This is a genomic window from Streptomyces sp. NPDC026417 (assembly GCF_055567695.1).
Genome location: NZ_JBVHPY010000040.1, coordinates 1 through 15028 on the forward strand (window position 1 = coordinate 1; position 15028 = coordinate 15028).

Here is a 15028-nt window from a genome sequence, read left to right on the forward strand (position 1 = left end):
TCGAATTCGCGAGACGGGTTGGGAGGCAAGGCGAGCGGGTGCCGGGACGTGGGGGCCGCCATCCGGGTGGGGCGGCCCCCACGTCCGGCCTGCCTCAGGCCGTCGTACCGGCGGCCTTCTTGCGTCGGTAAAGAACGAACGCAGCCGCCGCACCGACCAGCATGACCCCACCGGTCACGTTCGTGCCGCTGCTCGCGAGACCGCCCCCGCCCGTGTGCATGCCGCCCGTCGGCTTCTGGTGGTCGGGCTTCTGGTGCGTGTAGCCCTCCTCCTCCTTCTGCTCGTCCTTGCTCCAGCCGTTGTCGTTGACCAGGGACAGGGCGCCGGATCCGGTGTGCATGCCGCCGTGCGGCTTGCCGCCGTCCTTGTCGTGCTCCTTGGACCACTCGTCACCGTTGACCAGGGACAGCGCACCACCACCGGTGTGCACGCCGCCGTGCGGCTTGCCCCCGTCCTCGTCGTGCTCCTTGGACCATCCGTCACCGTTGACCAGGGACAGCGCACCACCACCGGTGTGCATGCCACCGTGCGGCTTGCCCCCGTCCTCGTCGTGCTCCTTGGACCATCCGTCGCCGTCGTTCAGGGACAGGGCGCCGGAGCCCGTGTGCATGCCGCCGTGCGGCTTGTCGTGGTTCCGTTCCGTGCTGTGCGAGGAGTCGTCCTTGTCCCAGTCTCCTGCGGAGAGGGCGTAGGCACCGGGTGCGGTGATCGCCAGAGTGGCAGCAGTTGCGGTGGCGGCAAAAAGAATGCGGGCAGAGCGCATCGATGGCTTCCTTCCGTCCACTACGCCGGCCAACTCTTTTCGTCGGCTCTTCACGCGTAGCGACATGGCTTACCGTCAGCCGTCCACAGTCCGCGTGCCACTTGCGGTAGTGCATACGGGAAACGCCCCAGCATCCTGTGATCCGAATGGGTGTCAGTGTCCTTGTCCTGCGGGCTGGTGCGCGGTGCGCCTCTCTCAAGGATGTTCAGCGCCGGTCAGGTCCCCCATCGAGTGCCGTCGAGGGCAACGTCGTAGGCGCCGGCCTGTCGAACGATGCATCACTGACCCGACCGACCCTCAATTTGCCCGGGACAGCGGCGGATCGGATACGGAGGAGGCGAGGGGGAGGATCGGCCCCGCGTGTCCGCTGTGGTGCGCCCTCTGCTGCGCAGCGCCGCCCCGTACCGTCACCGCGGGGGCACGCCAGGCGGGGGTGAGGGAGGAGAATGAGCGGCATGACCATGGTGGAAGACGTGGAGCCTCGCGGCACGCAGCACTGCGAGACGACGGCGCTGGGCGTGCTGCTACGGCATGAGGGCCTCGACATGTCTGAGCCCATGCTGTTCGGGCTCGGCTCCGGGCTGTCCTTCATCTACTGGGACAGCAAAGGCATGGGTTTCCCCTTCCTCGGAGGCCGGGTCAAGCCGTTCGAGCTCACCAGGAACCTGGCCGCCGGCCTCGGGCTCGAGCTGCTGGTCGAGGAGACCACCTCGCCGCGGAAGGTCTGGCAGAACGTGGCAGCACCCATCGACGTCGGCCGACCGGTTGCGCTGCAGCTCGACAGCTACCACCTGGAGTACTTCGGCACCAAGGTGCACTTCGGCGGCCACGTCGTGGCCATGTACGGCTACGACGAGCATGACGCCTACCTGGTGGACACCGACGCGCAGGGCGGTGCTGTCACCACCGGCCTGGCCAGCCTGGCCCGGGCCAGGGCCGAGCGCGGCCCCATGACCGCCAGGCACCGCTCCTTCACCATCACGGTGCCCAGCGGCTCCAGGACGCCGCGGGACTCGATCATCCCTGCGATCAGGACCTGCGCCGACGCCTTCCTGAATCCGCCCATCGCGAATCTGGGCTACCGGGGCATCGAGAAGACCGCTCAGCAGGTACCGAAGTGGCTGCAGCGCAGCAACGATCCAGAAGAGGACCTGCCGCGGGCCGCCGTCCTCATGGAGAGGGCGGGCACCGGCGGCGCCCTGTTCCGCAACCTCTACCGGGACTTCCTCGCCGAGTGCACCCGGCTGATCGACAGCAGCCACTTGCGCACCGGCCACGGCCTGTACAGCGAGGCCGCCATCCTCTGGACGCAGGTGGCCGAACTCATCGCGGCGGCAGGCGAGTCCGGCGAGGCGAAGAACCTCACCGAGGCCGCATCCGTCCTCCACGAGCTCTCGCGCATCGAACGCGCTGCGATGCAGGCACTCAGCCTGCTCTAGAGGCGCGCTGACAGGGCGTTGGAGCTGGTGAGCGATCAGCGAACACGAGCTTGATCCAGTCCGTCCCATCCTCTACAAGCAGTCGTCGTAGTGGGGATGACGACGTCTGGGTGCGACCTGCCACTTCGTCGTTGACGCGTGGATGCGGTACGACGAGTGGCAGCCTCCGTCACCGTCGGGAGCCCTGGGACCGCCCTGCGGGAATGCCGGATATCACTCCATACGGGCGCTCGGAACGCTAACCTCTCCACGCATGGTGCGCCGAGGAGCTGTGGGGGACGAGAGGCGTGACGAGCGACATGGCGGCGCTGCGCCGCATGGAGCGCCATCTGCTGGGCGCGGCGCAGGAGGCCAACTATCTGGTCGACCTCTCCAACGTCGTCCGGGACCGGGCGCTCGGCGGTGGATCCGCGCGGGAGCTGCGCCGCTTACGGCTGGTCCTGCGGGCCCTGTACGAGTCCACCGGCGACCCGGAGGTCACCGTCCACGCGATCGCGGACAACAGTCTGCTGCACCCGCGGCACGACGGTGAGTTCCGCGACCCCGCCGAGGGCGCGTTGCTGAGAGAATGGCGGGACCGCGGCCTGATCGCCGCGATCGACAAGGCCGATCCGGATCTCCTCGACCACGCCAGGGCGTTCGGCACCAGGGTGATCAGCAGCGACAACTTCACGGGGCACCGGGGCGAGCACCCGTGGGTGCAGGGCGACCGCGAGCACTTCCTGCGGCCCGAACGCGTGGCGGGCGGTCCGGTGCGGCTGGTCCTGCGGGACATGCGCGTCTTCGCGGACCGGGAAGTCTCCCGGGAGGGCGAGCGGGACACGCTCAAGGCCCGCAACCTGCTGGACTTCAGGGGCCGGCCCCGTTCGGACGTGCTGGGCCGGTCCTGGCACTGCTCGCGTCCGGACTGCCTTCCCAGCCCGGCGATCCAGGGCGGCAAGGTGGTCTGCCGCGCCCACCGGACGCTGCTCAGGGACAGCGGCCCGCGCCGCCGCCGTATCCAACTGAAGATCCTCGTGGACGGCACCTGCCGCGCCTGGGAGAACGTCACCGAAGGCCCAGGCGGGCGGGACCGGGAGTTCGTACTCGGACGCGGTCACTTCGCCCGGATCGAGGACCGCTGGCTGGCCGCGGAGCAGCGGCGAAGAATCAGCCGGGAGCATCTGCTGCTGATCTGCGGCGGAGGCGCGTTGCGGGTCGTCGACACCAGTTCGGCCGGCAGCAGGGTGCGCACCGTCCGGCCGGGCGGCGAGCCCACCGCCTGGCGTACCCTGCCACGCCCCGCCTCCGGCGCCACCGCGGTACCCGGCAGGACGGCGCCACGCCCCTTCGGGCCCGACGACGAGATCGAGCTGGTCCCGGGCGTGGTACTGCGTCGCAGCGGTCAGCGATGGCCGGAGGAGCGCTCGGAAGGCGTACGCGCAAGACCGCCCAAGAAACCGCGCTACGGCGACGAGTTGACGAGTTCGGGCTGAGGCAGCGGTGGCCTTCCGGCGCCCGAGACGGCCTTGCAGCGGGGCGGTCCTGTGCCGCCGGTGAGGACTGCACGGCGCGGCCGGCCGGAGCGGATACGAGGACGGGGTCGGGACAGGCCACGAGTGGGACGGGGGGCTGGTGGAACCGCTGCGGAACGGCGATCCGGAACGGATCGGCGGACACGAACTGTTCGCGCTGCTGGGTGAGGGCGGCTGGGGGAAGGTCTACTTCGCACGGACGGGCAGGGGCCGCTCGATCGCGCTGAAGACCATCCGGCCCGAGTGCCTGCTGGAGAACGCGGAGCGGTTCCGCAGGCGTTTCGCCAGAGAGGTCGAGGCGGCCCAGGCGGTGGATCCACGGCACACCGCTGAGGTCGTCGACTTCGACACGCGGGCCGCGGAACCGTGGTTCGCCTCCCGGTACATCGCGGGGGTGAACCTCGCCGAGGCACTCGACCACTGCGGGAACCCGCTGTCGATGCGCACCTGGCGGGTGCTGGCGGCCGGCCTGGTCGGCGCCCTGCGCAGCATCCATGACGCCGGTCTCGTCCACCGCGACCTCAAACTCGCCAATGTCCTTCTGGCCGCCGACGGCGCATACGTCATCGACTTCGGCATCGCACGGCACCTCTCCCCCACTGACGGCAGGACCCTGACGGGTACGGGGGCCAGCCCTCGGACCACCAGTTTCGCCGCGCCCGAGCAGCTCAGGGAAGAGCGCGTGGGGCCGGCCGGCGACGTTTTCGCTCTGGGGGTCGTGCTGGCCTACACCGCCCTCAACCGGCACCCGTTCGGGACGGGTTCCGCCATGGAGATCGCCGCCAACATCCTGACCGGCAGGCCCTCACTGGACGGCCTGCCGCCCGCGGTGGAGAAAGTCGTCCGTCCGTGCCTGGAATCGGAACCGGGCAACCGGCCCTCCCCCTCGGAGATCGCGAACCTGCTGGCGGCCGACGCGTCGCCGCAGGCCCGGGACTGGCTGCCCCCGGGCCTGCGCGCCACGATCGACCGGCGTTCCCGTTTCGCCATCGACATCGACCAGCCGCTGCGCCCCCGAGGCAACGGCGCCCGGGCGACGGACCGGACCGCCCTGGGACTCACCATCGAACCGACCCCGCCGGAGGTCAGGTCCTCACCCGCAGCCCGGCCCCTTCGGGAGCGGGAGCTGGCGCCCGCACCCGGGGCACGGGCGGCGACCGAGACGGAGGCGACCGCGCGTCCGGCAGTCCCGACTCCGGGCAAGGCAGCCGCTCCTGGCACCCAGGGCCTCGATGCCCGGCTGCGGTCCCTCTCCCAGGCGGGCGACGCAGAAGCCATGCGCCAGATGGCAGTACGCGCCAAGAAGACCGGCGACCTGGAAGCGGCGCTGCTCTGCTACGGACGCGCGGCCGACGCCGGCAATGCCACGGCCGCCCGGGAAGCCGGCCAGCTGATCGAGAAGCACTTTCCAGACCGGCGCTCCGAAGCGCTCCCGCTCTACCGCAAAGCGGCGGAGGCGGGCGAATCCTTCGCCAGGACACGGCTGGCCGAACTCCGGGCGGAGGAGCAGGACAGGCATGCCCGGACCGCGGCCGAACAGGAGCCCAAGGGTCCGGCCACGCCGGCCGCCTCGGCCGGCGGACAAAGAGCGAAGGCGACCGCCGGCAGGCCGATGTCCGCGGCGGAGCAGGAGGTGCTCCGCCGGCACCGGTCCGCCGCCGTCGAGGGACAGCTCTCCTCCGTACTGGCCCTCGCGAACTGGTACAAGCAGAAGAAGCGCGACCAGGACGCACTGGTCTGGTTCTGGCGGGCCGCCCAGGCGGACGATCCTTACGGCATGTACATGACGGGACACCTGCTCGCCCAGGACGGCAACCGCCGCGGCGAGGCGGTGGAGTGGTTCCGCAGGGCGGCGGACGCGGGCAACGTGGAGGCGATGCACCGCGCCGGGATCATGCTGACGCGTGAAGGCCGCCGCGCGGACGCCCTCCACTACTTCCAGGCCGGAGCCGACAAAGGCCATGGACACTGCATGGTCCAGATGGCTCGCGCCCTGATGGCATCGGACGAGCCGGACAGAGCGATGGAGTGGCTGGACCGCGCCATGGGGACGGGCAGCAAGGCTGTGGCCGCGGAAGTGGGGCACCTGCGGACCAAGCTGCGTGCGCCGGCGCCCGCAGCATCTCCTACGACTACCGCCCCGCCGGCCAAGCAGAACCCTGGCCAGGCCCCTAGGAAGACCTCGGCTCCGCCGAAGACCGTCCCCGACCACGGCAACGCGGTGGGCCGGCAGGGCGCCGGCGCCGCCAAGAAGCCCGCGGCCGGCCGGACGAACGTGTCCGTGCTGCGCAACGCGGCCAGGGAGTACGAGAAACAGGGCCGTCTGCAGCTGGCCTTGAACAGCTACGCCCAGGCGGCGGAGGAACTGGGCGACACAGCGTCCAAGCGGGATACCGCCCGGCTCTGCCTGGCCTTGAGCACCAGTGCCGACAGCCCGGACGAACGCCGACGATTCAGGAAGCGCGCGGTGCGGCTCCACCGGAAGCTGGCCCAGGACGGCGACCCGCAGTCGATCCGGGCGCTCGCAGAGCTCGGACTCACCGTCGACAGCCGGGACCAGCACGAGAAGCAGCTGGAGATTCAACTGCAGGCGCAGTTGCAGTCGGCCGGCGAAGGCAGTTCGAAGGCCATGCGTGCCGTCGCCCGGACGTATCTGCGGCTGGGCAGCGAGGATCACGTCCAGGCGGCGCTCTCCTGGCTCCGGCAGGCCGGCGAGGTGGGCAACACCGGCGCCATGCTGGAGGGGGCACGCGTGTACGAGGAGCGCGGGCAGCACCGCGAGGCCCTGGAGTGGTACCACTGGGCCCGGGAGAGCGGTGACGGGTCCGCCCTGCCGCACATCGAACGCCTCGCCGCCGACCACCCCGGCGCGGCTCTGGTGTCCCGCCTGTCCAGGCGCCTGCGCCGCGCCTGGTCGTGACGCCGTGTGGTCTCGGCCGGCCCGCGTCCTGGAGACGGCCCCGACGAGCCTGAGCCACCCTTCGGTCGCGCGCCGCCGCGGCGGGCTCGGTCATGCGCCCGTTCGGTCAGCAGGCGACGGCGCTGGGCTCGCCAACGCCTGGAGGCCCTGGTCCACGCGCTGGACGCCCAGGACACGACCGACCGGACCAGCCGCCGGAACGGCAGGGGAAGATGGGACCGGAATGACGGAACGCGAGGTCAGGAGCTTCCATGGCGAAGCCGGTTCACCAACCCCGTGAGGACGCGGAGTTCGATTTCATCCTCAGGATGAGCGAACTCCCGGTCCTCGCCTACTTCACCGGGACATGGCCCAAGGCCATCGATCCCTGCCGGGCGATGGACCTCGTCGTCGGTGGCATCGCCGACGAATACGCGGGCCGCGTCACGGCCGTCCGCACCGACATCACGCGCTGTCCGGCCGCGACCCAGCGGTACGGGATCACCGAAGCGCCGTCCTGCCGTCTGCTGAAGGACGGAGAGGTGGTGGCGCACGGCACGGGACTCATGACCAGCGCGGAACTACGACAGATCCTGGACGACCGGCTCTGAGCGGCCGCCCCGGCGAATCATGGAGTCTCCACGGAATCAGGACAAGCGCCTTACCGAGCACTCCCCCGGCGGCTTCCCCACTGCTCACCCGAATTTCGCAGCGCCACGGAACGGAACGCGCGACAATCCAAGGTCATGGATTCCGCCATCACGGCTGCCCTCATCGGTGCACCTGTCGCCGTCATCGCGGCCGGTGCCGCCTACGCAGCCGGACGGCTTCAAGCCCGAGGCACCCACCGCGGAGCGGTCGACGCCGTACGCCGCGAGCACCAACGCAACGCCTACGCAGTCCTGTTGACAGCGGCCAGGGACTATCACCGGAGTGCAGCAGAGGAATGGGCGAGCAGGCAGCAGCCGAGCCCGTATGCTCCCAGCGCTCAAACGACGTGGATTATGAACTTCGCCGCGCGCACCCGGGTCGCAGCCGTACCCACGGATCGTGTTCTCGAAGCCGCCGCAATTGTTGACCTCGAGGGACCGGACCACGTAAGCCTCGCTGCCGGCGAGTTGCGTAGACAAGTGGAAGCTGTGCAAGCTCCCGATGACACCAGCCAGGCCTTACGCAACCTGGATCAAAGCATCGTCGACTTCACCCTGGCAGCGCGCAAGCACCTCAACGGAGTCGAATAGCACGAACGTTGCCGGACGGGTGCGGCTGCTCCGTCGCGAGAGCAGGCCAGTTGCTCATTCAGTGGTCCGGCTGTCGCAGCTCCCCGTAGGACACGGGGGCACCCGTCAGATCCGACACCACGCCGGGTACGGGCGGACGAGCAGCTTCGACGGCGTATCCGAGCAACCGGGTGGTGGGGGGGGCACCCTCAGAATACGTCCGAACGACCGGGGCGGCAGCCGTAGGGACTCGCGGTGCCGCCGCCCCTGCCGGCTGCCTGGCCGAGTCATCAGGTCCCCGACATGACGTCCCCGAACATCGGATCCTGCCCCGCGTTCCCGATGCCCACCGAGGTCGCGCCGAAGCTCACCGCGCCGGTGGCCGTCACTCCCGTGGCTGAGCCGCGCAGGACCCATATCGCGCCGTCGTCGCTGTTCTCGCCGCCCGCACCCACCGACAGCTCGGCACGGCCGTCCTTGTTGTGGTCGGCGAGGTGGACGGCGTCGCCGAACATGTCCGAGGGCTCGTTGGCACCCGGGACACCGGCGGTGCCCTGGTTGAAGGACTGGGCGCCCGTCCCCGTCAGTCCCTGAGCGCTGCCCCGCAGTACCCAGACGTTGCCTGTGTGGTCCGCGGAGCCAATGCTCTCGAAGACCGCGCCAACGGCGAGGTCGGGATAGTGGTCACCGTTGACATCGCCGACGGCGACTGCGCCGCCGAAGGAGTCGTTGTCCTCGTCCTCCCCCGGCACTCCGGCGGTGTCCTGGCTGAACACGGCGTTGCGGGCCGTGTCGACCCCTGCTGCTCCGCCGTAGTACACGGTGACGTAGCCGCCCCTGGCCGGCTGGCCGATGCCGACGAAGTCGGAGCCGACGACCAGGTCGTCGTGCCCGTCGCGGTCGAAGTCGGCCACGGTGAGCCCGCCGGCATACCCCTCGCCCGCCTCGGTCTGCAGGGTGAGTCCGCTCACGCCGCCCCGGTAGACGAAGTTGCCCGCGGAAGATCCCACGACCACGTCATCCGTACCGTCGTTGTCGAAGTCCCCGGCAGCCAACTGGACGGCTCCTCTGGGGTAGGCCCCGGACTCGATCTGCGCGTCGAGGGGCTGCTTGCCTGCCGCGCCGCCGGACTTGGTGAAGCCGCCCTTGAGGATCCACACGTCCTTGCCGGTGGAACCGACCGCCAGATCGGCCTTTCCGTCGCCGGTGAAGTCGCCTACGGCCAGGGACTGGCCGAACCGGTCGTGGCCCGACGCGTTCGGGTCGCTGAGCGTAGTGCCGCCGGACAGGCCGGACGAGCCGCCCCACAGGATCGTGACGGAGCCGCCGTCGGTGTCGCCGGCGACGTCCTCCAGCGGGGTGCCGACGACCAGGTCGCCGTAGCCGTCGTTGTTGAGGTCGCCATGGGCGAGTTCGGTGCCGAAGCGGTCGGAGGTCTCCGAAGCGCCTGGCACGTCGGCAGAGCTCTGCGAGGTCGTCTTGCGACGTGCCGCACTGATACCGCTGGAGGAGCCGTAGTTGACGACTATGGCGCCCGCCTTGGCCTTCCCGCCTGCGACTGCACCCGGCGCGCCGGTCGCCAGATCGCGGTAGCCGTCACCGTTGAAGTCGTCGGCCAGGCCCGAGGGGGCGGCGCTCGCGCCGCCGGGCAGGGTGAGCAGCAGGCCGCCGGCCAGGGCAGCCGCGACAACGCCGACGCCCAGGACGACGGGACGTCGGGAACGCTTGTGATGGGGGCGGGACATGAGTTCCTCTCCGGGACAGGTGTGGCCCTTGAGAGGACGCCTCATGAGCCTCAAGGGTTGTACGGGAACTGCGGCTGCCCTCTCAGGTGAGGAAGAGTCACGTCTGCGGAAGTGGGCGCAGACCGATGCTGCTGGTGGGCCGGTGCGCATGCCCTGAGAACCGGCCCGGACGGGTGGCGGGCCCGACCAGAGTCTCCAGGCCCGCCGGAATCACCGGCCCGCAGGAGATCGCGCCCGTCTCACCTCTGCGGAGCCGGTGAGCCGGCCGGTCCATGTCGCGTGGCGCTGCGGTGGAGGGAGATGCCCAGGGCCAGCAACCAGGAGCTGAAAACCGCGCCCATCAGGGCAGTTGTGCCCCAGCCGTTCGCCGCGTAGAAGTGCGAAGGGGTGTTGCCGAAGAACAGGGACGGTACGAACAGCACATTGACCGCGGCCAGGAGGCAGGCGGAGCGGCCGGTCCAGCGTGGCAGCAGGCTCGTTCGTGGAATGACGTAGCCCACGGCGGTCAGGAGCAGGGCCAGCATGAGGCGGTTGATCGTCCCGTAGAGGATGTAGGTACCGCTGACAGTGATGGTCGGGTCGATCGGCTGGTCGGCGGCGATGACCGCACCGGCTTCCAGTCCGCTGGAGACCAGGGTGACCGTCACGTAGACCAGCCCCGCGGCGAAGACCAGCGTGCCGACCCATTCGTAGGCGGGGTTCGTCCTCTTGACCAGCTCACGGAAGCCAGTCACGAAGACGATCAGAAACGTCAGCGCGAGGATTCCGATCAACAGCCTGGCAAGCACGTTCGCGTCCGGCGGCGGTCCGGAGTAGACGAAATAGAGGGGCACTTCAACGATGAAGGCGACCGCGGCGGCGATGCAGGCAAGGCTCGTCAGTCGCTTCGCGACAATCTCCGGCATGGGTGTCCCCCTGTAGTTCGTGCATCGAATCCTCGTTGACCTGGCAACGTGAATCCTGCCGCTCACAGCCCGTCCGGTCGCTGGGCCTGGACACCCGGTAGGGGGTGTCACTACCGCCACCCTCGCCCGTGGAGCGCACGGGCGATTGACTCCTGCCGGCAAGCCCCACGGAAGGAGGCCACGGTTCCGAGAGTTCTCGCCGGGGCGCTCCACGCCCGGGCGCGTCCGGCACCCGGCCGGCGCCCGTACAACCATCGGCCCCGGGGACGGGTCTGCCGTGTCATGCGAAGACTCATCGTCGCCGGCGCCGCGCTGCCGGCCGCCCTCGCGGCCTCCGTCCTTCTGCCCCCGGTTGCCGCCCACGCCCTCACACCGACGCCCTCCGCCGACTTCAACGGCGACGGCTACGGCGATCTCGCCGTCTCCGCGCCCGACGCGGCGATCGACGGACGCACACTGGCCGGGGCCGTCGTCGTCACCTACGGCTCGTCCGCCGGGATCAAGTCCTCGCGGACGACGATCATCAGCCAGAACACACCGCGCGTGCCGGGGAACGCCGAGGCGTTCGACCGCTTCGGCGCGTCCACCGCGGCCGGGGACTTCAACAAGGACGGATACACCGACCTCGCGGTCGGCTCGCCCGGCGAAGACGTGCCGCGCGGTGACGACTGGGGCACGGTCACGGTCCTGTGGGGCAGCCCGAAGGGGCTCGGCGCGGGCGGGGCGCTGAGCCAGCCGCTGGGCATCGAGCAGACCGGATTCGGCACTGCGGTCACCGCCGGGGACTTCGACGGGGACGGCCATGCCGACATCGCGGCGAGCACGGGCAGCGGCACCCACCTGTGGCTCTACCTCAACCGGAGCACAGGCCAGTCCGGCGAAATGGGCTTCGTGCTCTCCGACTTCGAGGCGTCGGCGATGCCCGCCACCGGCGCCGGCGTCACCGCGCTCGCCGCCGGGGACGTCGACGGCGACGGCACCGACGACCTGGCCGCCGTCACCAACCCGCTCAGCGGCTCCGGCGGGGCGCTCTACCTCTCCCCCGGAGTCCCGGCGAACCGCCGCGCGGCGGGTGACCTGCCCCCGGCGCTCTCCCTCGCCATCGGCGACGTGGACGGCGACGGCCACGGCGACGTCGTGTCCGGGCAGCCGTACGGGCGCGAGGAGGTGTACGGCGCCCGGGACGGCGGCAGCGTGACCGTGCTGCAGGGCTCGGCGCAGGGCGTCGACGGTCGACGGGCGGTCGTGATCACGCAGGACACTGCCGGGGTGCCCGGGGTCGTCGAGGAGGGCGACCGCTTCGGCTGGTCCGTCGAGCTCGGCGACGTCAACCGGGACGGACGGGCCGACCTGGCCACCGGCGCCGTCGACGAGGGCGTGGGCCTGACGGGCTTCACCGGCTCCGTCACCGTGCTCCCCGGCTCCGCGAAGGGCCTGACCGGCACCGGCTCATACGCCTTCCACCAGGACACCTCGGGGGTGCCCGGCGTCGCGGAGTCCCGCGACTCCTTCGGCGAGGCGCTGGCGCTGGCCGACACCGACCGCGACGGGCGGCTCGACCTGGCCGTCGGTGCGCCCGGCGAGAACGGCTGGTACGGCGCGCTCACCTCGCTGCGCGGCGACGGCGTGCGGATCACCTTCACCCGCGGGGTCGGCTTCAGTGCGGAGACCATCCGGCTCGCCACCGGCGAGGACTGGTACCCCGAGTTCGGCGCGCCGATCAGCGGCTGATCCCGGACGCTCGGGCAAGGGGGGCGTTTGGGTGCGCGTACCGCCGGGACGCGCCCCCTTGCGGTTCCAACCCGGGCCGACACGCGGCGGGTTGCGCGGTGATCACGCCCTCCGCGCGGCCCGACGTGCCGGGGTCGGTGGGATGTCCTCACTCCCTCACCGTTCCCTCCCGGTTCGTGGCCGGTGTCGCTCGGCACTCCGCGGCTGCTCCCGCGTCCCACCGAGCCCGCCGACGTACCCGTGCGGCCGCGGCTCCGGACCGACCCCGAGGTGCGGCGCCATCTCGGCGGGCCGGTGCCGGCCACCTCGCTTCCAGGTCGGGCCGCAAGGCGAGTCCGAGGAGCGCAGCAGCGGGGACGGGGACCTTGAAGGCAGCTTCGTGCGCAGGCCAGGACCAGGCGGCCTGACCGTTCAGCGCCAGAACGGTCGGGGTGCCACGGCACCGCAGGTCGAGACCGAGCCCGGCAGCCTTCCGATCACCAATGAGGCGTATGACCGTCGCCTACACGTGAACCCTGGCAAGCAAGGTCGTCTCAGCCGCGCCCCGCGAAGCCCGAGTGCCCCGAAAACCCGTTGGCCGGACGAGGGCGACCGCTGCTACATTTCCGGAGGCCGTGCGAGAGATCGAGGAGGTGGTACCCGTGAACGCAGTATCGACATGGGTGCTCCCCTCCGGGGTCGCGGTCGGGCGATAGGCAGGTCGTCCGGGAGCGCCGTTTCAGTGCACTCCCGAAAGGCACGACCATGCAGTTCACTTCCGAGCAGCGCCTCGACGACGGTGTCCTCGAACGCCGATTCACTCTCGGTGAGATCCCCGGCATCCTGTGGGAGCCCGCATCGGCATCCACGTCGGCACCGGTGCCACTGCTCCTGCTCGGCCACCCTCCCCTCGGGCTGGGCAAGATGTACCCCCGTCTGGTGAGCCGGGCCCGCAGCTCTGCGGCGGAGGGGTTCGCCACGGCCACCATCGAGCTTCCGGGAAGCGGGGACCGGCCCCGTTGGCCGGCCATGGAGCAGGCACGCGCTGACATGCGCCAGGCGGTGCAGGCCGGCGAGCCGGTCGGCGACGACATCATCGACGCCCTCGTCCTCCCCCTGGTCGACAGGGCGGTCCCGGAATGGCAGAACGCCCTGGACGCCCTCCTTTCACTGCCCGAGATCGACGGCCCGGTCGGATACTCGGGCGGAGTGATCTCCATCGGCATCAGGCTGGCGGTGGTCGAGCCTCGTATCTCGGCCGCCGTTCTGTTCGCCGGGAGCTTTGTGCCTCGCTCCGTGTTCGAGGAGGCGCGGCAGGTCACCATTCCGCTGCACGTGCTGCTGCAGTGGGACGACGAGGGGAACGACCGGCAGGCGGCCCTGGACCTGTTCGACGCCTTCGGCTCCGAGGACAAGTCCCTGCACGCCCATCTCGGCGGGCACACCGGGGTCCCGCAGGTCGCGGGGAACGCCGCGGTGCAGTTCTTCACGCGACATCTGAAGTAGGGCCGGTCCGTCAGGCAGGCAGGCAGCAGCCGCTAGCCGGCGTCGCCCTGCCTGCCAGTCGTCGAATCCGGATTCGGCCTTCCGCAGGTCCACGCCGTGGGCCCCTACCGAAACTTCGGCAGGGGCCCACACCAAGGGGTGTCCCGCACCTGCCGCATGGCCTCTTGTCGCTGTGACCGACGCGGGAAACCGGGTGCAGCAGGACATGGGCGCCTGGCATCATGGCTCCCATGATCACGTGTCGAAAGGCCGATGCCGCGTAGACGGCCACGCGCACTGCGCGCTGAACAAACGGCCTCCCGCGTCTGGGGGCCGACCCCACCGTTCCGGATTCATGGACTCTCCACCCAGGCGAGCCTGGCCGTGCACCGGATCGAGTACCTGAGCGGAGGCTTCTACATCCACCCAGGTGCCACCTCCTACGCGTTGCGGCGGTACCGCGATTTCCTCAACCCACCGGGCAGACGTCCGTTGTACCCGCGGGAGTCGTACTGCGCGTGCACTTGGTGCTCCTTCGACGACGTCAGGCACGCACGCGACGTGCTGGATGAGGTCATGGAGAGGCTGCCGGAACGAGCCCGTGCCGAGCTCGGCCGGCTCGTGAAGCCTTTGGATGCGGTGTTCTTGCGCCGCACTCTGCCGGACCCGTTCGCACACCGGCGCCAGTGGCGCACGCAGCTCTGGTGGTACCGCCGTCTTGCCGACAGGTCGGAGTGGGGGTGACGGAACCCACGGTCGACCCGTGCCGAGTAGAGGTGATCACAGCCATGGTGTTGCGACCGCGGTGTCGGAGTCGTCTTCGATAGCCCAGTTCACCAGGTGAGCTCGCACGGCTTCCCCAAACTGATGACAGTTCTCCGCCGCATAGGTGCCGACGCCATGCGGCCCGGCCGGTCCTGGAGTCTTCCGCTGGAGGGCCGGGTCCAGTTGGTCGCGGCCTACCGGCGGGCCAACCCGACGCTGCGGCAGATCGTGCCGCTGCGCGGTATCCGGGGCCGGTCGGCGGTCCTCCGGGACGCCCCCACCACATGCAAGACGCCGACCGGCTCCCTCGCCCCAACCCGCCCGTCGCCCCGCCCACCTCATCCGGGCAGGAGGATCCTGAGCGAGGTACCCCGGCCGCACGCCACCACCAGCTACTGCCGAGTGCAGATCCTGCCGGCTGTGGTCCCGGCCGAGCCGGACCTCAGCGAGGGCAGGACCCACTCATTGGGGGGACGCCTACGAACTGGCGTGCCGCCAGGCGGCGTTGAGCCCACATCGCGAACGACGGCGGGGTCGTCCTGCATGGCCGCGCCGGCCACCCGCGAGGTGTTAACCGACATGC

General features: G+C 70.5%; 10 protein-coding genes and 1 pseudogene. 8 read left to right on the forward strand and 3 right to left on the reverse strand.

The genetic code is table 11. From position 1 onward, the window contains the following. Positions 1–94: 94 nt before the first annotated feature. Positions 95–763 (reverse strand): hypothetical protein, encoded by a 669-nt coding sequence (locus ACZ4NT_RS36180; protein WP_467729515.1) that lies wholly within the window; start codon positions 761–763, stop codon positions 95–97. Between the two features lie 455 nt (positions 764–1218). Here ACZ4NT_RS36180 and ACZ4NT_RS36185 point away from each other — a divergent pair, with 455 nt between their 5' ends. The 5 genes from ACZ4NT_RS36185 (at position 1219) to ACZ4NT_RS36205 (ending at position 7856) form a co-directional block, all read left to right on the forward strand. Then, a complete protein-coding gene (locus ACZ4NT_RS36185) occupies positions 1219–2202 on the forward strand; it encodes a BtrH N-terminal domain-containing protein (RefSeq protein WP_467729517.1) in 984 nt (327 codons plus the stop codon). Between the two features lie 287 nt (positions 2203–2489). Next, the gene (locus ACZ4NT_RS36190) at positions 2490–3677 is read left to right on the forward strand and encodes an FHA domain-containing protein (RefSeq protein WP_467729519.1); all 1188 of its coding nucleotides are present in this window, start codon (positions 2490–2492) and stop codon (positions 3675–3677) included. A 139-nt stretch (positions 3678–3816) separates the two neighbouring features. Next, entirely contained in the window at positions 3817–6636 is a 2820-nt protein-coding gene (locus ACZ4NT_RS36195) for a protein kinase domain-containing protein (RefSeq protein WP_467729521.1), read from the forward strand. 251 nt (positions 6637–6887) lie between these two features. Continuing rightward, positions 6888–7226, forward strand: coding sequence for a thioredoxin family protein (locus ACZ4NT_RS36200; protein WP_121408827.1), 339 nt, complete (start codon positions 6888–6890; stop codon positions 7224–7226). Between the two features lie 135 nt (positions 7227–7361). Then, positions 7362–7856, forward strand: coding sequence for a hypothetical protein (locus ACZ4NT_RS36205; protein ID WP_467729524.1), 495 nt, complete (start codon positions 7362–7364; stop codon positions 7854–7856). Positions 7857–8125: 269 nt separating this feature from the next. Here ACZ4NT_RS36205 and ACZ4NT_RS36210 read toward each other — a convergent pair whose 3' ends face one another. Together ACZ4NT_RS36210 and ACZ4NT_RS36215 are read right to left on the reverse strand one after the other, a co-directional pair. Continuing rightward, positions 8126–9580, reverse strand: a complete 1455-nt coding sequence (locus ACZ4NT_RS36210) for an FG-GAP-like repeat-containing protein (protein WP_467729526.1) — start codon at positions 9578–9580, stop codon at positions 8126–8128. Positions 9581–9819: 239 nt separating this feature from the next. Further along, positions 9820–10485 (reverse strand): hypothetical protein, encoded by a 666-nt coding sequence (locus ACZ4NT_RS36215; RefSeq protein WP_467729528.1) that lies wholly within the window; start codon positions 10483–10485, stop codon positions 9820–9822. Positions 10486–10767: 282 nt separating this feature from the next. Here ACZ4NT_RS36215 and ACZ4NT_RS36220 point away from each other — a divergent pair, with 282 nt between their 5' ends. The 3 genes and pseudogenes from ACZ4NT_RS36220 to ACZ4NT_RS36230 form a co-directional block, all read left to right on the forward strand. Further along, on the forward strand, positions 10768–12216 hold the full coding sequence (locus tag ACZ4NT_RS36220; protein WP_467729530.1) for an FG-GAP-like repeat-containing protein: 1449 nt from the start codon (positions 10768–10770) through the stop codon (positions 12214–12216). 744 nt (positions 12217–12960) lie between these two features. Next, positions 12961–13701 (forward strand): dienelactone hydrolase family protein, encoded by a 741-nt coding sequence (locus tag ACZ4NT_RS36225; protein WP_467729532.1) that lies wholly within the window; start codon positions 12961–12963, stop codon positions 13699–13701. Positions 13702–14443: 742 nt separating this feature from the next. Continuing rightward, positions 14444–14706, forward strand: a pseudogene (locus tag ACZ4NT_RS36230) (hypothetical protein); the annotation flags it as partial. Between the last annotated feature and the right edge of the window lie 322 nt (positions 14707–15028).

What these genes read in the sequence shown, in the direction of transcription:
- ACZ4NT_RS36200 (WP_121408827.1), top strand. Translation starts at nt 6,888, where the DNA reads ATGGCGAAGCCGGTTCACCAACCCCGTGAGGACGCGGAGTTCGATTTC.
- ACZ4NT_RS36205 (WP_467729524.1), top strand. Translation starts at nt 7,362, where the DNA reads ATGGATTCCGCCATCACGGCTGCCCTCATCGGTGCACCTGTCGCCGTC.
- ACZ4NT_RS36215 (WP_467729528.1), bottom strand. Translation starts at nt 10,485, where the DNA reads ATGCCGGAGATTGTCGCGAAGCGACTGACGAGCCTTGCCTGCATCGCC.
- ACZ4NT_RS36225 (WP_467729532.1), top strand. Translation starts at nt 12,961, where the DNA reads ATGCAGTTCACTTCCGAGCAGCGCCTCGACGACGGTGTCCTCGAACGC.
- ACZ4NT_RS36210 (WP_467729526.1), bottom strand. Translation starts at nt 9,580, where the DNA reads ATGTCCCGCCCCCATCACAAGCGTTCCCGACGTCCCGTCGTCCTGGGC.
- ACZ4NT_RS36185 (WP_467729517.1), top strand. Translation starts at nt 1,219, where the DNA reads ATGACCATGGTGGAAGACGTGGAGCCTCGCGGCACGCAGCACTGCGAG.
- ACZ4NT_RS36220 (WP_467729530.1), top strand. Translation starts at nt 10,768, where the DNA reads ATGCGAAGACTCATCGTCGCCGGCGCCGCGCTGCCGGCCGCCCTCGCG.
- ACZ4NT_RS36180 (WP_467729515.1), bottom strand. Translation starts at nt 763, where the DNA reads ATGCGCTCTGCCCGCATTCTTTTTGCCGCCACCGCAACTGCTGCCACT.